At 54.1% G+C, this 23,286-nt stretch carries 13 protein-coding genes and 1 tRNA gene; 3 read left to right on the top strand and 11 right to left on the bottom strand.

Features of this window, described 5'->3' with window-relative positions:
• Window positions 1–269: 269 nt before the first annotated feature.
• From rpoC to NOS26_RS05325, 5 genes are all read right to left on the bottom strand, one after another.
• Entirely contained in the window at window positions 270–4,526 is a 4,257-nt protein-coding gene (rpoC, locus tag NOS26_RS05345) for a DNA-directed RNA polymerase subunit beta' (RefSeq protein ID WP_014015728.1), read from the bottom strand.
• 26 nt (window positions 4,527–4,552) lie between these two features.
• Window positions 4,553–8,314 carry a DNA-directed RNA polymerase subunit beta gene (gene rpoB / locus NOS26_RS05340; protein ID WP_027895364.1) on the bottom strand — a complete coding sequence of 1,254 codons (3,762 nt, stop codon included), beginning with the start codon at window positions 8,312–8,314 and terminating at the stop codon, window positions 4,553–4,555.
• A gap of 237 nt (window positions 8,315–8,551) precedes the next feature.
• Window positions 8,552–9,808: a tyrosine--tRNA ligase gene (gene tyrS / locus NOS26_RS05335; protein ID WP_014015726.1), complete on the bottom strand. Its 1,257-nt coding sequence runs from the start codon at window positions 9,806–9,808 to the stop codon at window positions 8,552–8,554.
• Window positions 9,809–10,612: 804 nt separating this feature from the next.
• Window positions 10,613–11,728 (bottom strand): Na+/H+ antiporter NhaA, encoded by a 1,116-nt coding sequence (nhaA, locus tag NOS26_RS05330; protein WP_014015725.1) that lies wholly within the window; start codon window positions 11,726–11,728, stop codon window positions 10,613–10,615.
• A 146-nt stretch (window positions 11,729–11,874) separates the two neighbouring features.
• Window positions 11,875–13,788: a fructose-bisphosphatase class III gene (locus NOS26_RS05325; protein ID WP_014015724.1), complete on the bottom strand. Its 1,914-nt coding sequence runs from the start codon at window positions 13,786–13,788 to the stop codon at window positions 11,875–11,877.
• A 453-nt stretch (window positions 13,789–14,241) separates the two neighbouring features.
• On the opposite strand from NOS26_RS05325, the gene gdhA reads away from it, so the two are divergent.
• A complete protein-coding gene (gene gdhA, locus NOS26_RS05320; RefSeq protein ID WP_014015723.1) occupies window positions 14,242–15,591 on the top strand; it encodes an NADP-specific glutamate dehydrogenase in 1,350 nt (449 codons plus the stop codon).
• 93 nt (window positions 15,592–15,684) lie between these two features.
• Here the strand turns inward: gdhA and NOS26_RS05315 are convergent, their stop codons facing one another.
• Genes NOS26_RS05315 through NOS26_RS05305 form a run of 3 tightly spaced genes read right to left on the bottom strand, consistent with a single transcriptional unit; the run spans window position 15,685 to window position 18,625 of the window.
• Window positions 15,685–16,863: an amidohydrolase gene (locus NOS26_RS05315; protein WP_255917366.1), complete on the bottom strand. Its 1,179-nt coding sequence runs from the start codon at window positions 16,861–16,863 to the stop codon at window positions 15,685–15,687.
• Window positions 16,864–16,881: 18 nt separating this feature from the next.
• Window positions 16,882–17,829: an AEC family transporter gene (locus NOS26_RS05310; protein ID WP_014015721.1), complete on the bottom strand. Its 948-nt coding sequence runs from the start codon at window positions 17,827–17,829 to the stop codon at window positions 16,882–16,884.
• Window position 17,830: 1 nt separating this feature from the next.
• Window positions 17,831–18,625 (bottom strand): carbon-nitrogen family hydrolase, encoded by a 795-nt coding sequence (locus tag NOS26_RS05305; protein WP_074787081.1) that lies wholly within the window; start codon window positions 18,623–18,625, stop codon window positions 17,831–17,833.
• Between the two features lie 109 nt (window positions 18,626–18,734).
• On the opposite strand from NOS26_RS05305, the gene NOS26_RS05300 reads away from it, so the two are divergent.
• Window positions 18,735–19,397 (top strand): uracil-DNA glycosylase, encoded by a 663-nt coding sequence (locus tag NOS26_RS05300; protein WP_074787079.1) that lies wholly within the window; start codon window positions 18,735–18,737, stop codon window positions 19,395–19,397.
• A gap of 131 nt (window positions 19,398–19,528) precedes the next feature.
• Here NOS26_RS05300 and NOS26_RS05295 read toward each other — a convergent pair whose 3' ends face one another.
• The 3 genes from NOS26_RS05295 to NOS26_RS05285 all read right to left on the bottom strand — a co-directional run bounded on the left by NOS26_RS05295 (window position 19,529) and on the right by NOS26_RS05285 (window position 22,883).
• Window positions 19,529–20,758: a [Fe-Fe] hydrogenase large subunit C-terminal domain-containing protein gene (locus NOS26_RS05295; RefSeq protein ID WP_072982264.1), complete on the bottom strand. Its 1,230-nt coding sequence runs from the start codon at window positions 20,756–20,758 to the stop codon at window positions 19,529–19,531.
• Between the two features lie 110 nt (window positions 20,759–20,868).
• Complete coding sequence (locus NOS26_RS05290; protein WP_014015717.1) at window positions 20,869–22,200, bottom strand: anaerobic nitric oxide reductase flavorubredoxin; 1,332 nt, start codon at window positions 22,198–22,200, stop codon at window positions 20,869–20,871.
• 35 nt (window positions 22,201–22,235) lie between these two features.
• The gene (locus tag NOS26_RS05285) at window positions 22,236–22,883 is read right to left on the bottom strand and encodes a cupin domain-containing protein (protein ID WP_014015716.1); all 648 of its coding nucleotides are present in this window, start codon (window positions 22,881–22,883) and stop codon (window positions 22,236–22,238) included.
• Window positions 22,884–23,029: 146 nt separating this feature from the next.
• Between NOS26_RS05285 and NOS26_RS05280 the strand changes: the two genes are divergently transcribed.
• Window positions 23,030–23,103, top strand: a tRNA-Gly gene (locus NOS26_RS05280).
• Window positions 23,104–23,286: the final 183 nt, after the last annotated feature.

Genomic DNA, 23,286 nt, shown 5'->3' with positions numbered 1-23,286 from the left:
GTGAACCACAAGGCGTAGGGGCCGTCCCAAAGGGCGGCCCGCCATGAGATACAGCAAGCCTCGTGAAAAAACAACCTCTCAGTCAGCTTCGCTGACAGCTCTCCTACCAGGAGAGCCGGGCCGCCAGCCACTGCTGTCCGTTTTGGCAGCCGTCTTGCGCCTTCCACTGGTCAGCACCTGACGGGCCAAAAAGGCCTTTGGGCGGCCCCTACGAACTACTAACAACAAAAAAGGCGCTGTCTTCATGGGACAGCGCCTTTTTTACTCTCTTAATGTCCGGCTTCCGGTGTCGTATCGGCACCTTCCGGTGCTTCTACGGGGTTGCCTTCTTCGTCTTCATAGCTGATAGACGGGACGGTCTTTACGACCTTGATCTTGCGGTAACGGCTCATACCCGTACCAGCCGGGATGAGTTTACCGATGATGACGTTTTCTTTGAGGCCCAGGAGCGGGTCGATCTTGCCTTTGATAGCGGCATCGGTCAGGACACGGGTCGTTTCCTGGAAGGATGCAGCCGACAGGAAGGAATCCGTTGCCAGTGCGGCCTTAGTGATACCGAGGAGCATCGGTTTGCCGATAGCCGGCTTGCCGCCGTTGCTGACGATGCGCTTGTTCATATCTTCAAAGATATTGACGTCAATGTAATCGCCCGGCAATACATCGGCATCGCCGGCGTCTTCGATCTTCATCTTGCGCAGCATCTGGCGTACGATGACTTCGATATGCTTATCGTTGATACCAACACCCTGAGATTTGTATACCTTCTGTACTTCGTATACGAGGTACCGCTGGGTAGCTTCGACGCCCTGGATGTGCAGGATGTCGTGGGGGTTGATGGAGCCAGCCGTGATACGGCTGCCCTTTTCGATGACATCGCCTTCGTGTACGACGAGGTGCGAGCCGAAGGGAATGGTGTAGCTCCGTTCTTCGCCGTCCTTGGACGTAACGTGGACGATATTGATATCGTGGTGGTCTTCTTTTTCCGTAATCGATACGGTCCCACTGATTTCCGTGACGATAGCATTGCCCTTCGGCTTACGGGCTTCAAACAATTCTTCGACACGAGGAAGACCCTGGGTAATATCGCCGGCCGTTGCGACACCGCCTGTATGGAAGGTACGCATGGTCAGCTGTGTGCCCGGTTCGCCGATGGACTGAGCAGCGATGGTGCCGACCGATTCGCCGACATTTACCTTGCCGCCCGTACCGAGGTCACGGCCATAGCACTTAGCGCAGACGCCATAACGGCTGCGGCAGGTGAGGACGCTGCGGATCCGGACTTTATCATAATATTTTGCGATTTCTTTGGCCTGGTCAGCCATGATTTCTTCGTTGAGGGCCACGATGACTTCACCCGTTTCCGGATTGACCAGGGTTTCAGCAGCCGTACGGCCTTCGATGCGGTCTTCCAGCGATTCGATGACGCCGTTGCCGCTGTCTTCGACGATAGCCGTGACTTCGACGCCGCGGATGTCGTTGTTGCGGACCTTGACTTCATCGACGTCGCTGTTGAGGATGCGGTCGATGGCATCTTCCGTGAGCGGCGTGCCTTTGGCGCAGATTTCAATGCCGTTGGAATCGATGACGGCCTTTTCGACGGTCTTGCCGAGCATGTTTTCCGCCATGGATTTGCGGATAGCTGCACGGAAACCTTCTTCCGGTGCGCCGAGGGAGACCGTTTCGATGACATTGGTGTGGTTCAGGTCATCGTTGATGTCCATCTGGCTGCCGCGGAGATAGAGTTTCGGGATCTGGTGTTCGATGACCGTATCCATATCGTCGTTGGTCAGGAGATGTTCTGCCGGGAAGACGATGTCGCCTGTTTCCGGATCCGCAATATCGCGGGCCAGGACGCGGCCGATGAGCTTGTCGCGCAAGAGGTTGACAGCCTGGCGGCAAGAGCTTGCCAGACGGGCACGTTCGCGGACGAGGTCGATGCCGAATACGTCGCAGTCATCTTCGCGGACGATGACGTCCTGGGAAACGTCGACGAGACGACGGGTCAGATAACCCGAGTCAGCTGTACGCAGTGCCGTATCGGCCAAGCCTTTACGGGCGCCGTGAGACGAAGTGAAGTAGTCCAGTACGGACAGGCCTTCGCGGAAGTTCGCCTTGATCGGCAAGTCGATGATACGGCCCGACGGGTCAGCCATCAAGCCACGCATGCCGGCAACCTGACGAATCTGGTCGCGGCTGCCTCGAGCACCGGAGTCAGCCATCATGAAGATTGAGTTGAACGGGTCCATGTTATCCATCATGACATCCGTAACATCGTTGGTAGCCTTTGTCCAGATTTCGACGCTCTTGTTATAGCGTTCGTTTTCGGTAATCAAACCGCGCTGGTACATGGCATAGGCATTCTGGACTTTCTTGTCGGCTTCATTGAGGATATCCCATTTTTCTGCCGGGATCTGAATGTCCGAAATAGCGATGGACATACCGGCCTGGCGGGCGTAATGGTAGCCGATGGCCTTGATCTTGTCCAACAGTTCTGCCGTCTTGGTGTTGCCGACGAGGTGGAAGCAGGCATCGACGAGTTTGCCGATCTGTTTCTTGCTCATGAGGACGCCCAGGCAGTTGACGTCGACATATTCTTTATCTTTCTTGAATTCAGCGACAGCGGCTTCGTCGATCTTGCGTTTCGGCAAGGGACGCGTAGCCGTGAGGTCGACGCCGAATTTTTCTTTCAGCTGCGAGAAGCCATAGTCATGGATATGGCCGTCTTCGTCTTTGATCTTGACGAAGTGGGACCAGTCGATGAGGCCGTTTTCGTAAGCAAAGACCGTATCTTTCGGATCCGTGAAGACCATGACCTTATCCGTATGGAAGAGGCGCAGTGGTTCGTAGATCTGATAGTTGTAGAGCAGTTTGCCTGCCGTCGTTTCGATGAGGCCGTGGCCGGGGATGCGGACCTTGATCAGGGCTTCGATGTCGATGACCTTGGCATCGTAAGCGAGCATGACTTCGTCGTAGTTGGAGAAGATCTTGCCTTCGCCCTTGGCGGCCGGTTTGACCAACGTCAGGTAATAAGCACCGAGGACCATGTCCTGTGTCGGGACAGCAACCGGTTTGCCGTCTTTCGGAGCCAGGATGTTGTGCGACGAGAGCATGAGCGTCCGGGCTTCGGACTGGGCTTCTACGGACAAGGGCAGATGGCAGGCCATCTGGTCACCGTCGAAGTCGGCGTTGAATGCCGTGCAGACCAGCGGATGAAGCTTGATGGCGCGGCCTTCCCAGAGGATCGGTTCGAAAGCCTGGATACCCAGACGATGCAGTGTCGGGGCACGGTTCAAGAGAACAGGATGTTCCTTGATAACGTCTTCCAGGACGTCCCATACTTCCGTGTTCACGCGTTCGACTTTCTTCTTGGCGTTCTTGATATTGGTAGCAATGCCCTTTTCGACAAGTTTCTTCATGACGAAAGGCTTGAAGAGTTCCAGGGCCATTTCTTTCGGCAGGCCACACTGGTGCATCTTCATTTCCGGACCGACGACGATAACCGAACGGCCGGAGTAGTCGACACGTTTACCGAGCAAGTTCTGACGGAAACGGCCCTGTTTCCCTTTCAGCATGTCCGACAGGGATTTGAGGGGACGGTTGCCCGGGCCCGTGACCGGACGGCCGCGGCGGCCGTTATCGATGAGGGCGTCGACGGCTTCCTGGAGCATACGTTTTTCGTTGCGGACGATGATATCCGGCGCTCCCAGTTCCAGGAGGCGGCTCAAGCGGTTGTTACGGTTGATGACCCGGCGATAGAGATCGTTCAGGTCAGACGTAGCGAAGCGGCCGCCGTCGAGCTGGACCATCGGGCGCAGTTCCGGCGGGATGACCGGGATGACGTCCATGATCATCCATTCCGGTTTGTTGCCGGAGTGACGGAAGGCTTCGACGACTTCCAGGCGGCGGATAGCGCGGACGCGGCGCTGGCCCGACGAATCGCGGAGTTCATCGCGGAGCTGTTTGTCCAACTGGTCCAGGTCCAGGCCCTGCAGCAGTTCCTTGACAGCTGCAGCGCCCATGCCGACGCGGAATTTATCGCCGTACATATCCAGGTACTGACGATATTCCGTTTCCGTCATCAGCTGCTGCTTGGAGAGCGGCGTATCGCCCGGATCGAGGACGATGTACGAGGCGAAGTACAAGACTTTTTCCAGCGAACGGGGAGAAATATCGAGGATCAGGCCCATCCGGCTGGGGATGCCTTTAAAATACCAAATATGAGATACCGGTGTAGCCAGTTTAATATGGCCCATCCGTTCACGACGGACTTTGGCGCGCGTGACTTCGACGCCGCAGCGGTCGCAGACGACACCTTTATACCGGATACGTTTGTATTTGCCGCAGTGACATTCCCAGTCCTTTGTCGGCCCAAAAATGCGTTCGCAGAACAACCCATCCCGTTCCGGTTTCAATGTACGGTAATTGATCGTTTCTGGTTTCTTGACTTCCCCGTGGGACCATTCGAGGATCTTTTCCGGCGAAGCAAGACCAATCCGCATGGAATCGAATTCATTCACATCAAGCACTAATACCGCTCCCTTCTATCGACTCGTTATTCATCATCTTCAGTAATATCATCATCGTCGGCCTGTTCAGCTTCAGCGACGGCATCGAGGCTCATAGCGCTCATGATGTCATCTTCATCGCCGTTGGCGACGGGTTCCTGTTCTTCGCCTTCTTCTCCTTCGGCAGGAGCGTCTTCAGCCGGTGCAGCCGGGGTATCCGGACCATTTTCACCTTCCATGACGCGGCGGAGTTCATCGGTCTGTTCCGGTTCCGTTTCATCGTCATCGTCGAGTTCCTTGATGACGACTTCTTCACCGTCTTCGTTCAGGATCTGGACGTCGAGGCCGATAGCCTGGAGTTCTTTGAGGAGGACCTTGAACGATTCCGGTACGCCCGGTTCAGGAATATTTTCACCTTTGACGATCTTTTCGTAAGCCTTGACACGGCCGACGACATCGTCAGACTTGACAGTCAGCATTTCCTGGAGGGTATAGGCTGCGCCATACGCTTCCAGAGCCCAGACTTCCATTTCACCGAAACGCTGGCCGCCGAACTGGGCTTTACCACCGAGCGGCTGCTGCGTAACCAGGGAGTACGGGCCGGTCGAACGAGCATGGATCTTGTCGTCGACAAGGTGATGCAGTTTGAGGAAGTACGTGTAACCAACCGTGACGCGGCGGTCCATCGGTTCCCCTGTACGGCCATCATAGAGGACGGATTTACCGTCTTCCGGCAGGCCGGCGATCTTCAGGGCTTCAAAGACGTCTTCAGCCTGAGCGCCATCGAAGACCGGTGTTGCAATGTGGATACCGGCGACATCCGGTTTCGGCATGCCATATTTATCGAAATCATAACCGGCAGCGCGCAGTTTTTCTTCCAGACCCGGATCCATTTCCTTGATCTGTTTGCCCAATTCATGGACAGCCCAGCCAAGGTGGGTTTCCAAAATCTGACCGATATTCATACGAGACGGTACGCCCAAGGGGTTCAAGACGATCTGTACCGGCGTGCCATCGGGCAGGAACGGCATGTCTTCCTGGCGCATGACGCGGGAAACGACACCCTTGTTCCCATGACGACCAGCCATCTTATCGCCTTCGTGGATCTTACGTTTCTGGGCGATGTAGACGCGGACCAGGCGGTTTACGCCAGGCGGCAGTTCATCGTTGTTTTCACGGGAGAAGATACGGACGTTGACGACTTTACCCGATTCGCCATGAGGTACGCGCAGCGATGTATCGCGGACTTCGCGTTCTTTGTCGCCGAAGATGGCGCGCAGGAGGCGTTCTTCCGGTGTCAGTTCCGTTTCGCCCTTCGGCGTGACTTTACCGACCAGGACGTCGCCCGGGAAGACGTCGGCACCGATCATGATGATGCCGTTTTCGTCGAGGTTCTTCGTGCTTTCTTCACTGACGTTGGGGATTTCGCGGGTAATTTCTTCCGAGCCCAGTTTCGTATCGCGGGCATCACATTCGTATTCTTCGATGTGGATGGATGTGTAGAGGTCGTTCTTCGGGAGTTCTTCACTGAGGAGAACGGCGTCTTCGTAGTTATAGCCTTCCCAAGGCATATAGGCTACGAGGATATTGTAACCGAGAGCCAATTCGCCGCCATCGGTAGCCATGCCGTCAGCCAGGGCCTGGCCTTCTACGACCCTTTCGTTCTTATAGACCAAGGGACGCTGGTTGATGCAGGTACTCTGGTTGGAGCGGACGAATTTGATGAGTTTATACGTATCGACAGAACCGGAATCCGTGCGGACCTGGATCGTGTCGCCCGTAACGCGGGATACGACGCCGCTGTGTTTAGCCAGGACGCAGACGCCGGAGTCACAAGCCGTCTTGTATTCCATGCCGGTGCCGACGAGCGGAGCCTGTGTGCGCAGCAAAGGCACAGCCTGGCGCTGCATGTTCGCACCCATGAGGGCACGGTTAGCATCATCGTTTTCCAGGAAGGGGATCATGGAAGTACCGACGGAGACAACTTCCTTAGGCGATACGTCCATGAAGTCGACGCGGTCAGCCCGGAATTCGCGGGTATCTTCACCGTGACGGCAGGCAACGCGTTCGTGGACGAAATGGCCGTCTTCGGTCAGCGGTTCGTTAGCCTGGGCGATGACGTACTGTTCTTCTTCGTCAGCCGTGATGTAGTGGACCTCTTCCGTGACGACGCCCGTTTCTTTATCGACGCGGCGGTACGGAGCTTCGATGAAGCCAAATTCGTTGACTTTCCCGAAGCAGGCCAGGGACGAGATCAAGCCGATGTTCGGGCCTTCAGGCGTTTCTACCGGGCACATACGGCCGTAGTGGGAGTGATGGACGTCGCGGACTTCGAAGCCTGCACGTTCACGGGACAAACCGCCAGGGCCAAGGGCGCTCAGACGGCGTTTATGTGTGATTTCGGCCAGCGGGTTGGTCTGGTCCATGAACTGGGACAACTGGCTGGAACCGAAAAATTCTTTAATAGCAGCGACGACAGGACGGATGTTGATCAGGACCTGGGGCGTAATGCTTTCGGCATCCTGGATGGTCATGCGTTCGCGGACGACGCGTTCCATACGGGTCAGGCCGATGCGGAACTGGTTCTGCAGGAGTTCGCCGACGCAGCGCAGGCGGCGGTTGCCCAGATGGTCGATGTCGTCGACAGTGCCGAAGCCGTCCATGAGGTTGAGGAGATAGCTGATGTGGGCGATGATGTCTTCGCGGGTAATGGTGCGATGGTCATAGGGAAGGTCGCTGTTGTTGCAGATAATCTTATAGACCGAGCCGTCGGGCTTTTCGACGAAAGCTTCGACGAAGCCGCCGCCATCACCAGCCGGAGCGCCATCAGCAATTTCACGGTGGAAGACACCGCTTTCGCGGATCTTTTCGACTTCAGCCGAGCCGATTTCCGTATGGGCATCGACGATGACTTCCCCTGTTTCCGGATTGACGATCGGTTCGTGAAGGGTCAGGCCGAAGAGACGGCGTTCCCAGCCGAGTTTCTTGCCGGCTTTATAACGGCCGACGCGGGCCATATCATAACGGCGCGGGTCGAAGAACAGACCTTCAAAGAGATTGCGGGCGCTTTCGACAGTCGGCGGTTCACCGGGGCGAAGTTTCTTATAGATTTCAACGAGGGCTTCGTCCTGATTTTCTGTCGTGTCTTTTTCAAACGTAGCCTTCAGGCGCTTATCGTCGAAGAAGAGCTGCAGGATATCGGCGTTGGACGACCAGCCCAGGGCACGGATGAGTACCGTAACAGGGATTTTGCGGTTGCGGTCGATGCGGGCATAGACGATGTCATTGGCATCGGTTTCCAATTCGATCCAGGCCCCGCGGTTCGGGATGACCGTTGAATTGTACAGGCGGATGCCCATCGGGTCGATTTCGCGGCCATAGTAGACGCCAGGAGAACGGACGAGCTGGCTGACGATAACGCGTTCTGCCCCATTGATAATGAAGGTACCTGTATCGGTAATCAGTGGGAAGTCACCCATGAATACTTCCTGGTCCTTGATTTCACCTGTTTCGTGGTTGACAAGACGGATCTGGACACGGAGCGGTGCGGCGTATGTCGTATCGCGTTCCTTACATTCACGAATGTCGTACTTCGGTTCCCCTAACTTAAAATCCTCGAAGGATAAAGACAGGTTACCCGATGCATCTTCGATGGGAGAAATGTCTTTGAAGATATCTTTCAGTCCCTTTTCCAGGAACCATTCGTAGGATTTATTCTGTAAATCCAACAAATGAGGCATTTTCAAGACCTCGTTAATCTTAGCATACGTGTATCGAGTCCTTTTCCCTACTTGTACAGGTTTGAACATGCTGATTCTTCACCCCTTATAAAAAGTAAACCATTATGATAGCGTTGTACAGCGCTGTGTAAAGCGACAAAAAAGCAAGGCTCTCAGACGATTTGAACCTTGCTTAATTTTTTGCTCACCGGAAGCGCTTCCTCCATGTATCTCATAATATCAATTGAACATTTTGCAATGAGTTATTATAGCATATGAAGTTGCTTCTGTCAATATTTAATTTTAACAAATTCCTAAAATTTCCAATTACTGATGGACCCGGGCCAGGGTGTATTTCTTCTTCCCCTTGCGGACGATGACGAATTTGCCATTGGAGTTCTTATGGGGTTTGACGATTTCGTCGAGAGCCGTCACTTTGACGCCGTTGATGGTGACCGCACCGTGGGTGATGTCTTCGCGGGCCTGGCGCTTCGATTTATAAATCTGGGAATCGACGAGCCAGTTGACGACGTCTTTTTCTTCGTTGGAAACGTCTACTGTCGGCATCTTGCCGAAGGCCTGTTCCAATTCGTGTTCCGACAGATCAGCAATGCTTCCGTGATACAGGGCTTCCGTGATGTTCTGAGCTTCTTTCAAAGCTTCCGGGCTGTGGACGAATTTTGTGACTTCTTCAGCCAGGCGGCGCTGGGCCAGGCGTTTTTCCGGTTCTTTTTCGACCGATTCAGCCAGGGCGTCGATTTCTTCCTTGCTGAGGAAGGTGAAGTATTTCAAGTATTTGACGACGTCCGCATCGTCCTGGTTGAGCCAGAACTGATAAAATTCAAAAGGCGACGTCTTTTCCGGGTCGAGCCAGACAGCGCCGCCGGCAGTCTTGCCGAACTTGGTGCCGTCCGATTTCAGCATGAGGGGAATGGTCAGGCCATAGGCTTTGGCTTCGCTGCCGTGGATCTTGCGGATCGTGTCGATACCAGCCGTGATGTTGCCCCACTGGTCGGCGCCGCCGATCTGCAGCTGGACATCGTTGTGAGCGAAGAGGTGTTCAAAATCGATGGACTGGAGAATCTGGTAGGAAAATTCCGTAAAGGAAATACCGGCTTCCAGGCGGCTGGCGACGACTTCTTTGCTGAGCATGATGTTGACGCTGAACAATTTGCCGTAATCGCGGAGGAAGTCGAGAAGACTGATCTGGCTGAGCCAGTCGTAGTTATTGACAAAAGTGATGTTTTCCGAATCGCCGAAGAGATGCATGAACTGGGCTTTCAATTTTTCGGCATTGGCCTTGATTTTATCGAGAGTCTGGAGCTGGCGTTCCGTCTTGCGGCCGCTCGGGTCCCCGATAGCACCGGTGCCGCCGCCGATGACGACATAAGGATGATGGCCGGCGTTGGCAAAGCGTTTGAGCATCATAAAGGGAATCAAGTGGCCGATATGCATGCTGTCGCCTGTCGGGTCGACACCGCAATAGAGGGAAATGCTCTTTTCTTCCGTAAGCTTCCGCAACCCTTCTTCATCTGTCATCTGATTGACGGCACCGCGCCAAGACAATTCATCAATGATATTCATCGAATTCGCTCCTTTATATAAAAAATGATAAGTTACACTCCATTATAGCGACCTGAACGGGTTACGTCAATGTGCGTAAGGGCTTGTCGCATGAAGGCAGCGCCTTTTTGAGTTTTAAGTTTGTAGTTTTTAGTTTGCAGCAAATAGTAAAAAATTTAAAACCAGCTTCTACAAACTACAAACTCCGTACTACAAACTATAAAGTAAAAGGGACCTCGCATAATAGTAGAAGCCTTCGTGCGACAGTCCCTTACGTTGTTAGTTGTTAGCAGATGGATTTAAATTTTAAGGTGCCGTTTGTCGCCGTTCGCAAAGCCATGCCACATTAGCCCCTTGAGTATATGGCCAACTGGTCGCAGCGGGCCGCCCTAGCCGGGTCGGCCCCTACGCACGAGGCCATAGGCCGTGGATTCTTTTATCGCCTGGCTGCGATTCCGTAGGGGCCGTCCTGGGAAGGCGGCCCGCTACGCGCTGAGGGTTTCCCGAAGCGTCGTTGTCAGTTTGAGCTCATCGCGGCGTCACCGCCGCATCTGAATCCGAGATAAACGGCCGGTCACAGGTCGCCGTTCGCAAAACCATGCCACATTAGCCCCTTGAGCATATGGCCACCTGGTCGCAGCGGGCTGCCCTAGCCGGGTCGGCCCCTACACACGAGGCCATAGGCCGTGGATTCTTTTATCGCCTGGCTGCGATTCCGTAGGGGCCGTCCTGGGAAGGCGGCCCGCTACGCGCTGAGGGTTTCCCGAAGCGTCGTTGTCAGTTTGAGCTCATCGCGGCGTCACCGCCGCATTGGAGTCCGAGAGGCTACTGGCTGATCCGGTTCACGATGAAGCCGCCCAGTACGGCTGCTGTGAGGGACGCAGCGATGATGGCCGTTTTGGCCGTCATCAGGACAGGACTTGCAGGAAAGGCCAGGCCGGCGATGAACAGGGACATGGTGAAGCCGATGCCGGCTACGAGGCCGACGGCCCAGAAGTGGCGCATCGTCAATCCGTCTGGGAGAGATGCCTTTTTCAAGGATACCAATACCCAGACAGCCAGGCCGATACCTAAAGGCTTACCCAGGACGAGCCCGGCAAAAATCCCCAGGCCCGGTGCGGATAACAGGCCGGACAAGCCGCTCAGGTCGAGGCGGATACCGGCATTGGCCAAGGCGAAGATGGGCATGATGAGGAAAGCCGAAACCGGCGTCAAGGCGTGTTCCGCCCGCAGCAGCAGGCCTTCCCGCCCATCCTTTCCAGGCACTGCCGGCATGGCAAAGCCCGTCAGGACACCGGCCATGGTCGGATGGATGCCGCCGTAGAAAAAGGCCAGCCAGATGAGGATGCCACCGGCTGCGTAAAGCCAGGGCTGCTGCCAATTCCGGCGGCAGGCTGCCAGCATCAGCAGCCAGACAACGAGGCCTCCAGCCAGGGCCGGGGCGTTGAGGGCCCCGGCATAAAAGACAGCGATGACGACGATGCCGCCGAGGTCATCGACGATGGCCAGGGCCGTCAGGAAGACGACGAGGCTCCGCGGCGCTCTGGGAGCCGCCAGGGACAGGACGCCCAGGGAAAAGGCGATGTCCGTCGCCATGGGGATTCCCCAGCCGCCCGCCGTCGGCAGGCCGGCATTAAAGACACTATAAATAGCCGCTGGCGCCAGCATGCCGCCTAAGGCAGCGGCCATGGGCAGCATCGCTGCCGACCGGGATTTCAGTTCTCCGTAGAGGAACTCCCGCTTCACTTCGGCACCGACGACGAAGAAAAAGACAGCCATGACGGCGTCGTTGATCCAGTGCAGCAGAGACATATGTGTCCCTGCCGGCAGCGGGGCCTGGAGCCAGTGGTCATAAACGGGACCGAAGGGAGAATTAGAGATGGCCATGGCCAGGATGGCACAGGCGATGAGTAACAGTCCGCTTAACGATTCTCGTTTCATATTTCCTCCTTGATTGGGCGGGCCGCCCTTTGGGACGGCCCCTACGGGATTGGCAGGCCGCCCTTTGGGACGGCCCCTACGGGATTGGCAGGCCGCCCTTGGGGACGGCCCCTACGGGATTGGCGGGCCGCCTTTTGGGACGGCCCCTACGGATTCGGGCGACGTTCAAGGATGACGCCTTGACGATAGGCTTCCAAGAGAGCCTTCAAGTCGCGGATCATCTGCAGGAGTTTCTTACCGTTATCCGTGTCGCCGATCATGACCCGCTTCGGTTCCAATTCGACCTGTGTCGATTCGGAATCGATGTCGACATTGTTCATGAGGGCCTGATAGACGTCTTCAAAGGGATAGTGGGATTTGATGCGGATACCATGGGAGTTGAAGATGAGCGTGTAACCGGCAATGCCCGTAGAGCCCTGATAAGCTTTGCAGAAACCGCCGTCGATGCAGATTTCCTTGCCTTCCGCACGGATTGGGCTTTCGCCTTTCTTGACCTTGACCGGCGTATGGCCATTGATGATGTGGCCTTGGGGCGAGTCGATGCCAAATTCGTGAAGGATCTTGATACATTCATCTTTATCGCGATTCAGGCGGTAGTAAGCATTCTGCGGCTCTTTCCACGTCGATTCATCGATGATGTAACTCCGTTCAAAAGTCTTGACGATACGGCCGGATACGGGAGAATCAGCACCGCACCAGAGATACCACATATAATCCAGGCTGTCCGTATCGCGCTGGTCGTAAGCCCGGCGGATGAGGTGTTCCGCTTTATCCATGAATGCCTTGCCCTTATACGGCTTGCCGTCGAGGTAGATTTCCTTGAAACTGCCGTCTTCATTAAGGGGCAGGCCGCCGTGGAACAAGAGGTTGTTATTCATGCAGCGGTATAAAGAACCGTGGCTGTAGAGGAAGCGTATATGGCGCTGAAGGCGTTCGCTTTCGGTAAATTCAACCTGGATGTCATTCATGAGCTGATGTTCTTCCGGCGACAGTGTATACGGGTCCTGCGGGTTGACGGTCGGGAAATCTTTGGTCTTCAGTTCATACGTCTTGCCACCGAGGGTGATGACGCCTTTTTCCCAATCGATTTTATGGAACAACAGGCGGTCGTCCATATTATAGTCGGGATGACGGTAAATCGTCTGGCCTTCCAGTTTAGCCACGATGACGTTGATGGCCTTGACCATCGGTTCCATGCCGTCGTCCTGTTTATACGTATCCAAGGCGAACAGGGCAAAGGGGCGCAGGCTGATGCCATAACCGCTTTCTAATATTTCCATATTATGGTAACGGATGTTATTGCGCAGGACATTGGCGATGCAGGCGGCATTGCCGGCAGCGGCCCCCATCCAAAGGACGTCGTGGTTGCCCCACTGGATGTCCAGGGAATGATGGTGCATGAGGGTATCCATGATCTTATCGGCATGAGCGCCGCGGTCGTAAATATCGCCGATGATGTGCAAGTGATCGACAGCCAGGCGTTTGATGAGATTGGCCAAAGCGTAGATGAATTGCCGCGTACTGCCCGTTTCTAAGATGGTATCGAGGATTTTCATATGGTAGACCAGCTGATTCTGGTCTTCATCGGGCTGGGCATGCAAGAGTTCATCGATGACGAAGCGGAAGACTTCCGGCATGGCTTTACGGACCTTCGACCGCGTGTACTTCGAAGACAAGAGCTTGGCCAGGTCAATCATCCGTTCCAGCGTCGTCCGGGCCCAGTCATCGTTGACCTTGCCTTCTCGGTATAGCATGTTCAGTTTTTCTTTCGGATAGTAAATGAGCGTCAATAAGTCATCTTGTTCGGCCTTGCTCATCTTGTCAGAAAAAATCATTTCTACTTTTTCCCGGATGACGCCGGAGCAGTTGTTCAGGATGTGATAAAAGGCTTCATATTCGCCGTGCAGGTCACTCATGAAGTGTTCCGTCCCCTTGGGCAGATTGACAATCGCCTGCAGGTTGATGATTTCCGTAAACGTCGCAGCCTGTGTCGGATACTCCTTGGACAAGAGCTCCAAATAGCGCAGATATTCGGGAGAATAAGTATCGTACGTTTCCATGTTGCGTACCTCGCTTTCTTATATAGTATATATAGTATGGCTTATTTAATTTCTATTGTATATCATCATTGTCAGAGTGGCTAGATTCTTTTTCTGCTTTTTACCAACTTTGGCTCTATTTTGTTCATTCCGCATATACAATTACCCTTTTAGCAGAAGACAACACATGATTTTCCCTTTTCATCTTTAATCAGTATAGTTCTATTTATACCATGATTTTGATTCATATTGCAATTATTTTTAACGAATATGTCCTTTTAACCTACTATAACGTTTATCCTGTGCCATAAAAATCCTTGAATTTTGATGTCCTTTTTCACATAACGGCAATGCGGTGCCAGCATGGAAAAATCTTTTCCTCATTGTGGTATTTTCAAGGGCAGAAAAACATGCTATTATGTAATTGTAGAAATCAGTTTTAGGTATAATTAATTTTAAATGAGGTGATTACATATGAATAAGTATTTGGAATCTGTTATCGAAAATGTACGTACGAAACACGCAAACGAACCGGAATTTGTCCAGACCGTCGAAGAAGTCTTGAGCTCCCTGGACCCCGTCGTTGAACGCCACCCGGAATATGAAAAGTTCGACCTCCTCAACCGTCTTGTCGAACCGGAACGGCAATTCACATTCCGCGTCGTCTGGCAGGACGATAAAGGCGAATACCACACCAATACGGGCTACCGCTTCCAGTTCAACGGCGCTATCGGGCCCTACAAAGGCGGCCTCCGTTTCCAGAAAAACGTATACTCAGGCATCATCAAATTCCTGGGCTTTGAACAGATCTTCAAGAACGCCTTGACCGGCCTGCCCATCGGCGGTGCTAAAGGCGGTGCTGACTTCGACCCGACAGGCAAGTCCGACGCCGAAATCATGCGTTTCTGCCAGAGCTACATGCAGGCCCTCTATCGCTACATCGGTCCCGATATCGACGTACCGGCCGGGGACATGGGCGTCGGCGGCCGTGAAATCGGCTACCTCTTCGGTGAATACCGCCGTTTGAAAGGCTGCTTCGAAAACGGCGTCCTCACGGGCAAAGGCTTCAGCTTCGGTGGTTCCCGCATCCGTCCGGAAGCTACGGGCTACGGCGCTGTCTACTATCTGGAAAACGTCCTCAAAGATGACGGCCAGGACATCAAAGGCAAGACCATTGCCGCTGCCGGCTTCGGCAACGTAACCTGGGGCATCTGCAAGAAAGCTACGGAACTCGGCGCCAAAGTCGTTACCCTGTCCGGTCCGGACGGCTACATCTATGACCCGGACGGCGTCGCTACGCAGGAAAAAATCGACTACCTCCTCGAAATGCGCAACAGCGGCCGCAACCGCGTCCAGGACTATGCTGATAAATTCGGCGTCGAATTCTTCCCGGGTGAAAAACCGTGGGGCCGCAAAGTCGACATCATCATGCCGTCGGCTATGCAGAACGACGTCCATCTGGAACAGGCTAAACAGATTGCCGCCAACAAGATCCGCTACTACATCGAAGTCGCCAATATGCCGACGACCAACGATGCTTTGAAATTCTTACTCGACCAGAAAGACATCATCGTCGCTCCGTCGAAAGCCGTCAACGCCGGCGGTGTCGCTACATCGGCCCTGGAAATGAGCCAGAACAGCGAACGCCTGGTATGGACTGCCAAAGAAGTCGACGACCGTCTCCATGAAATCATGAACACGATTTACCAGAACTGCAAAGACGCAGCTGCCCGCAACGGCCTGGGCTACAACCTCGTAGCCGGTGCAAACATCGCCGGGTTCGAACGCGTCGCCGATGCAATGCTGGCACAAGGTGTCTTCTAAGTTATACCTGAAACTGAATATATAGAGCGTGAAAAAAGGAGCTGTCGCATCGCGACAGCTCCTTTTAAGTGGTTAGTGGTTAGTGGCTAGTGGCTAGTGGTTACAGGAAAGGCCATTCGACATAAACTCGTCTTTCATCTGCTGGCGCAGGGCGCTGTCCTGAGCAAAGAGGAGGGCCAGGCGGCCCATGATTTCGGCGCCTTTGACGATAGTTGGTTCGATGGTCCTGGCTTTGACGGCATTGGCGATATCCGTCGAGTGTTCCGGCATGGGGACGTCGCCTAAGGCCAGGTGGACGTGGACGGCCGGGCACTGGTGGCTGACGTTGCCGACGTCGGAGCTGCCGCAGTCTGTCGGATATTCATAGGGGATATCCATGGCCTGAAGGACTTGTTCCGATGCCTTTGTCGCCGCTTCGTTCCAGACCATGTTGTCGAATTTGCAGCCCATCTGGCTGACATCGTACGTCGTTTCCGTGGCAATGGCCGCACCTTTGAAGCAGTTCATGACTTTGGCTACGACCGTATCGAGGTATTCCCGTTCGCTGTGGCGGATACAGCATTCGATTTCGGCGTAATCGGGAACGACATTGGAAGCCATGCCGCCGTTGACGATATACGAGCCGATGCGTGTTTCCGGACGGACGTGCTGGCGCAGCATATCGATGGCGTGAAGGGCCAGCATGGCCCCGTTCAGGGCATTACGGCCATTCCAGGGTTCACCGGCGGCATGGGCTGTCTGGCCGTGGAAGGCGACGCGGTAGTCGTCAAGAGCCAGGAAATGGGAATTGGCATTGGTCTTCGTCGGTGAAATGTGGACCATGACGGCGAAATCATAATCCTTGAAGACGCCCTGGTCGCACATGATGACCTTGCCGCCGCGCAGTTCTTCGTCCGGCGTCCCGATGAGGTCGACGTCGACAGGCAAATCGGCCAAATCTTTCAAAGCAGCCGCTGCCAGGAAACTCATAGCACCGTTGGCCGAATGGCCGCAGCCGTGACCGACGCCGGGCAGGGCATCGTATTCGGCCAGGAGAGCCATCTTGAAGACAGGCTTATCAGCCCGATGGGCAACGGCGCGGAAGGCCGTGTGCTGACCGGTGAACTGTTCTTCCACTTCCATGCCCAGGGAACGGCACAAATCGACGTAATGCTGGCAGGCATGGTATTCTTCGCCGGATAATTCCGGATCGTCAGCAATGGTATAATTGAGCTGAAAAGCCTGGGCTTCATGGGCCTTCAAGGCTTTTTTCAAATCTTCGAGTGTATTCATAATCTAAAAAAACTCCTTCTATCCAATGATGAACATATATAAAGGGATGACAATGATGCCCATGACGACGGTGATGAAACTGACTTCCGTCGAATAGCGGACATCGGCACCGACGGATTTGGCGACGACCGTCATCTGAGTCATGGCCGGCATGCTGGCCTGCATGGTGAAGACCTGGGCCGACATAGGCGTGACCGGGATGAAGGGCAGCAATACCAGGACGCAGGCCGGACAGACCAGGAAGCGGCCGACGAGGGCGCCGATGATATCCCGGTCCCAACGGACCGAAGCCAAAGAGATGCCCGTCATTTCAATGCCGATGACCATGAGCGACAGTGGCGTCGCCATATTGCCGACGTATTGGAACGACGTCAGCAGGAAATCGGGCAGCTTGATATTGGCCATGATCAGGGCCAGGCCGGCTAAAAAGCCCAGGAGAGGCGGCGAAAAGACTTTCTTCAGGGTCTGCAGGGAAAACAGGGGCATACTCCCCTTGCCGCCCAGGCTGTCGTTGACGATGTGGTAGACGCCGAGGGTCCAGAACATCGTCGTATTGGCCATGTAGTAGAGCATAACTGACGGCACGCTCTGCGTCCCGAACAGGGCCAGGTTGACGGGCAGTCCGATGAAGATGGTATTGGCAATGAAGAAACACGTAATGAAGACGCCTTGCCGTTCCTGTCGGATGTGCAGGACTTTGGCTGCCACGCGGCCGACGGCATAGGCCAAAAGGATGGAGGCAAAGGGCAGGAGCAGGTCCGGCGCAATGCGGATCAGCGAATCGTGGGTGAAATCCTTTTCCAGCTGGCAGAGCATGTATAAGGGCAGGCTTATCTTCATGACCAGCTTGGTAAAGACGGCGCTCATGTCCGGGCCGAACCAGCCCTTCTTAGCCAAGATGAAACCGATAGAGATGATGAACAACACCTCAAAAATCCCTTGTAACCCGTGCAATACCCCTTCCACGTTACCGCTTCCCTTCTAACTGGTATAATTCCGGCCGCCGGTCGCGAAAGACGTTGATGCGGCTGCGGATGTCGTCGATGACGGACAAGTCGATTTCCCCGGTGACAACGACTTCCCCGTCACCGCCTTCGGCCAGGACTTCGCCCCACGGGTCGATGATCATGGAATGGCCGCAGAAGTGGTAATCCCCACAGGTACCGCAGCTGTTGACGGCGACGACGAAAAGCTGGTTCTCAATGGCCCGGGCCCGATTGAGGATCTGCCAATGAGCCAGGCGGGGATGAGGCCAGGCGGCCGGGACAAAGAGGATCTTGGCACCGGCCAGGGCAGCCATGCGGACCCATTCACCGAAACGCAGGTCATAACAAGTGATGGATGCCATCGGCACATCGCCTAAAAAGAAGGTATTCAAATGGTCTCCCGGCGTGAAGACTTTCTCTTCCCCACCAGGCGTAAATAAGTGGCATTTGTCATACGATGAAACGAGGTTCCCCTCTTCGTCGATAATATACGTCGTATTGTATAATTTTCCCTGCTGGCGCCGGACCAGGGACCCGCCGACAAGCTGGATATGGCAGGAAGCGGCCAGGTCCTGTAAAAACTCCCGTCCCTGACGGCCGCCTTCATCGGCCAGGTCGAAGACATCAGGCGGATAGAACGATAAATCCCATAGTTCCGGCAAGACGGCCAAGTCGGAACCAGCCGCAGCTGCCGTATGGACATGGCTGCGGACCTGGGCGAAATTGGCCAGCCTGTCGCCGGTGACGATGGGAAATTGGATGAGCGAAATTTTCACGGTACTCCCCCCCTGTTAGCATATATATTAGTTTTATTATACCATAGACTTGAAAAGAATCATCCTTCTTGCTATAGTAAAATTAACATGTACAAAAAGAAGGGGTATTATGGAAGAAAATGAAAAGATGAAGGATTGGCTGGCAGGGCTCATGAACTGTACGTCCTGTCACTTGCGAGATGAAGGCAACCGCGGGCCGACGCGCTATTCCGGCGACTGCGCTTCGCCGCTGATGTTCGTCGGCGAAGGACCTGGCGGTGTGGAAGATGAATACGGCGTTCCCCTGGTCGGCCCGTCGGGGCAGCTCCTGGACAAGGCCTTGTGGAGCGTCGGCCTCACGCGGGACCACGTCTACGTCACCAACATCGTCAAATGCCGTCCCAAGAACAACCGCACGCCGACGCTGGAAGAAGGGCGTCACTGCGCAGATATCCATTTAGTCAAAGAAATCGAGCTGGTCCAGCCGAAGGTCATCGTCTGCCTGGGCAAAGTCGCTTTCCAATATTTCTACGGCCGTGCCGCCAGTATCATGCGCAACCGCGGCAAGTGGTTCACATGGCGCGGCTATGACATCATGCCGACGTATCACCCGGCCTTCCTCCTGCGCCAGACCGGCCACGAACTGGTCGAATCGAAATGGCAGGTCTACTACGACTTCAAAGCCGCCGTAGAAAAAGCCAAGGCCGCCATGCCCGACTATATCTACCAGAGCCCGGAAAAGCCGGACCTCCTGACAGAATATGCGGCACTGAAAGAGACCCGGCATCTGTAGGCGGCCGCAGGCCGTGAAAAAAGGGGCTGTCGCACGTGCGACAGCCCCTTTAAAGTTGTTAGTGGCTACAAACTATAAATTAAAAATATCAATCCATCGCGATGAACGATGAACTATGAACAAAAAACGATTTAGTCAAACTTACGATCGTACAGGTGGCTCCGTTCGAGGAATTCTTCGACCGTCGGGAAGCCTAATTTTTTCAAGAGTTCGATGACATACGGATTTTCCATCGGCGTCTTGTAGACCGCTTGTTTCCCATAGGCCTGGACATTGGCTTTGCCTTCTTCTTTCTTGATGATAGCCCGAGGACCGCCGACGCAGCCGCCCATGCAGCCCATACCTTCAAAGAAGTTTCCGTCGCGGTTGCCGGCCAGGATATCGTTGATCATAGCTTTGCAAGCTGGAACGCCATCGGCTTTGCGGGTCTTGATATCGACTTGGCGGTCCGGATTCAGCTGATGGACCGTTTCCGTGACGGCTTCGGAGACGCCGCCGGCATAGGCATAGCTGATGCCCGCTTCCGAAGCGTGAGGCAGATTATCTTCCGGCAGGGATGCCAGGTCGATATTGGTGACGGAAAAGAGGTCGCGCAGTTCCTGATAGGTCAGGACGTAATCGACAGCACCGACCAGGTCCGGTTCTTTCCGTTCGGCTTTCTTAGCCAGGCAGGGTCCGATGAAGACGGTCTTGGCTTTGGGATGAAGGGCTTTCACCGTGCGGCCGCCGGCAATCATGGGCGAAACAGAGCCAGGCACGTTAGGCAGGAGCTGGTGATAGAGTTTCTTGATCATGGCGATCCACATGGGGCAGCAGCAGCTGGTGAGCTGGAACTGATCTTCGCTATTGATGTTCTTGTCAAATTCCAGAGCTTCTTTCAAGGTCAGGATATCGGCAAAGACAGCGACTTCCAGCATGCCCGTAAAGCCCAGGCGCTTGAAAGCCGTCCGCAATTTCCCCATGGTAATATCGGGACCGAACTGGCCGGATACGGCAGGGGCGACCATGGCGTAAATAGGGCCGTCGTAATCATGCAGTTCCTGAACGACAGGGATGATGTCTTTCCGTGTCTTCAGGGTATCGAGCTTACAAGCATCGACACAGGCCTGGCAGCCGACGCACTGGCTGTCGTCGATGGCAATGCCGTCGGGACCAGACGTAATGGCGCCCCAATCGCAGGCTTCCTGGCAGTGATGCGGTTCATCAGGCGGACAGAGACAGGGTTTGACCCGCCAGATCAGGGGATGGTCATCGGGATGAGCCAGACAGTCAATCAATTTCGGGTCGCCATCGACACCGACCGGTTTGCCTTCCGCAGCCCGCTTGAGCATCTGCTGATATAATTCATCTAATGTTTTCATGAAAACAGCCTCCTCTACAAAAAAAATCTGCTATAACGGATTGATGCACTTCCATTGTAGCAGATTTTTTGTCATCGCAACAGCATTAAAATACAAATACAGGAAACAACTTAGCCAGCAAAGCCGCCTTTGACGCCTTCGCGAGCGTCTTTTTCCCAATCTTTGAAATGTTCTTTAGCAGCCTGGCCGATCTGTTCGTCGTTGTTGTAATCGCCCAGTTCAGTCGGTACTTCATCTTCTTTGGCTTCGGAAGCGCTGACGGCAGCTGCAAAATCCCGGCCGTATTGACGGCACGTATCCTGCGTAGCCTGGTCCGGATTCCACTGGCAGCGCAGGCCGTCGTTGACGACGTCGAAGCCAGCGCCCTGAAGGAGAGCCGTAATCTGTTTGACTGCTTCGCCGCTCCAGCCGTAGCTGCCGAAAGCAGCGGCTTTCTTATTCTTGAATTTCAGGCCGCGGATCATTTCCATGATACCGCCGATGGAGAAGAGGAAGCCGTAGTTGATGGTCGGCGAACCGACGAGGATGGCTTTCGATTTGAAGACTTCTGTAACGATGTCGTTCTTGTCGTCGACAGCGGAGTTGAAGAGTTTCACCGTCAGCGTCGGGTCCGTTTCGCGCAGGCCTTCGGCGATGCATTCAGCCATGCGGCGCGTGGAATTCCACATCGTATCGTAGATGATGGTAATCTGGTTTTCCTGGTAGGCTTTGGCCCATTCCTGGTATTTCGCGACGATTTTCAGGGGATCTTTGCGCCAGATGACACCGTGGCTCGGGCAAATCATGCTGACCGGAACATCCATCTTGAGGATTTCGTCGATTTTCCGCGTAACCATGGGGCTGTAGAGGTTGAGGATGTTGGCATAGTATTTCATGGCTTCCTGATAGAGTTCAGCCTGGTCGACGCAGTCGTTGTACATTCTTTCGCTGGCATAGTGCTGACCAAAACCGTCGTTGCTGAAAAGGATGTTTTCACCGGTCATATAGGTGAACATCGTGTCCGGCCAGTGGAGCATGGCGGCTTCGATGAAGACGAGCTGGCTGCCGCCCAGATCCAGGGTATCGCCGGTCTTGACGTTGACGAAGTTCCAGTCCTGATGATAGAGGCCGCGCAGGATGGCTTCCCCTTTCTTGGTGCAGTAAATCGGCGTATCCGGGATTTCCCGCATCAGTGCCGGCAACGCGCCGCTGTGGTCATTTTCGTTGTGGTTCATGACGATATAGTCGATGTCTTTGAGGTCGATTTCTTTTTTCAAGTTGGCGACAAATTCATCGTCGAAAGGTTTCCAGACCGTATCCATGAGGACCGTCTTTTCATCGCGGATCAAATAAGAGTTATACGAAGAACCCTTTTCTGTGGAATATTCGTGGCCGTGAAATTCGTTCAATTCCCAGTCGATTTTACCTACCCAAGTTACTTTGTTTGTAATTTTTTTACCCATGATGATTCTCTCCTCTTCTTAATCTTCTATTTAAATTATTCTAATGTCAGCAGCAAAGCCATTTTGAAGGGCCCATCGGCAGTGATGGCATGGCGGCCGTTTTTAGCGAAGGCAAAGTTTTCGCCGGCCTTGATTTCATGATCTTCCCCTTCATAGCGGATGACGGCTTTCCCTTCCAAAGCGAAGATCAGCGCTTCGCCCGGTGCGGCATGTTCCGAAAGGCCCGTACCGGCACCGAAACTCATGACGACGAATTTGACTTTAGGCGACTGGATGATGTCGCGATTGATGATTTTCCCGTCCTGGCAAGGTACGAGACCGGCCAGGGAAAAGAGTTTTCCTGTATCGATATTCATAAGAGTTTCCTCCTTAACCGTAATTTCTACATAAACAGCCCCGTGAAGGCTCTTCATGCCGACAGGGATACCGGGCCGGGCGATGTAAACCTGGCCTTGCGGAACTTCCCGTTCGCCTTCCGGACCATAGAGGCACAGCATCCCAGCGGTGACATAAAGTATCTTGACCTGGTCATACGTTTCAGGACTGATGTCCGTCTGAGCAGCCAGGGAAAAATAAAGGACCTGGCAGTCAGCCTGATGGACTACGTCCTTAGAAATCGTGCAGCCTGCAACGGGTTCATTGTCCTGGCTGATAGAAAAAACACAACCTTTTCGTTCTTTCATGGTATCCCTCCCTTTCATGGCCTTAGTATACCGTCATACCGATGAAAGAGCTGTTGCAATTCCAACACATTAAAAAAAATATACGCTAAAAGAAAAACCTTTACAAAACTGCGGAATACTGGTAAAATGGACAAGTAAAAGTTCATGCGGGTGTAATTCAGTGGTAGAATACGAGCTTCCCAAGCTTGGTACGAGGGTTCGATCCCCTTCATCCGCTCCAAAAGATGAAAAGGGCTTGTCGCACGACGACAAGCCCTTTTAAGTTGTTAGTGGCTCGCAGTTAGTTGTTAGCGGATGGTTTTAAATTTAACAGCAACCTCTCAGACCGCCTCCGGCGGCCAGCTCTCCTATTATGAGAGCCTTGAAGCCAGCCTCTACAAGCTACTAGCCGCTAGCCACTGAA

The sequence above is a fragment of the Megasphaera sp. SC8-1 genome, from assembly GCF_024436295.1.
Lineage (GTDB): Bacteria > Bacillota > Negativicutes > Veillonellales > Megasphaeraceae > Megasphaera > Megasphaera elsdenii.
Note: the sequence above shows the minus strand (reverse complement) of the source record. Positions and strands in the feature narration are given on the sequence as shown.

Excerpts from the sequence above, each read along its gene's own strand:
- NOS26_RS05300 (WP_074787079.1), top strand. The coding sequence starts at position 18,735 with ATGGAAGAAAATGAAAAGATGAAGGATTGGCTGGCAGGGCTCATGAAC.
- NOS26_RS05290 (WP_014015717.1), bottom strand. The coding sequence starts at position 22,200 with ATGGGTAAAAAAATTACAAACAAAGTAACTTGGGTAGGTAAAATCGAC.
- gdhA (WP_014015723.1), top strand. The coding sequence starts at position 14,242 with ATGAATAAGTATTTGGAATCTGTTATCGAAAATGTACGTACGAAACAC.
- tyrS (WP_014015726.1), bottom strand. The coding sequence starts at position 9,808 with ATGAATATCATTGATGAATTGTCTTGGCGCGGTGCCGTCAATCAGATG.
- NOS26_RS05325 (WP_014015724.1), bottom strand. The coding sequence starts at position 13,788 with ATGGAAACGTACGATACTTATTCTCCCGAATATCTGCGCTATTTGGAG.
- nhaA (WP_014015725.1), bottom strand. The coding sequence starts at position 11,728 with ATGAAACGAGAATCGTTAAGCGGACTGTTACTCATCGCCTGTGCCATC.
- rpoB (WP_027895364.1), bottom strand. The coding sequence starts at position 8,314 with ATGTTCAAACCTGTACAAGTAGGGAAAAGGACTCGATACACGTATGCT.
- NOS26_RS05285 (WP_014015716.1), bottom strand. The coding sequence starts at position 22,883 with ATGAAAGAACGAAAAGGTTGTGTTTTTTCTATCAGCCAGGACAATGAA.
- NOS26_RS05295 (WP_072982264.1), bottom strand. The coding sequence starts at position 20,758 with ATGAAAACATTAGATGAATTATATCAGCAGATGCTCAAGCGGGCTGCG.
- NOS26_RS05315 (WP_255917366.1), bottom strand. The coding sequence starts at position 16,863 with ATGAATACACTCGAAGATTTGAAAAAAGCCTTGAAGGCCCATGAAGCC.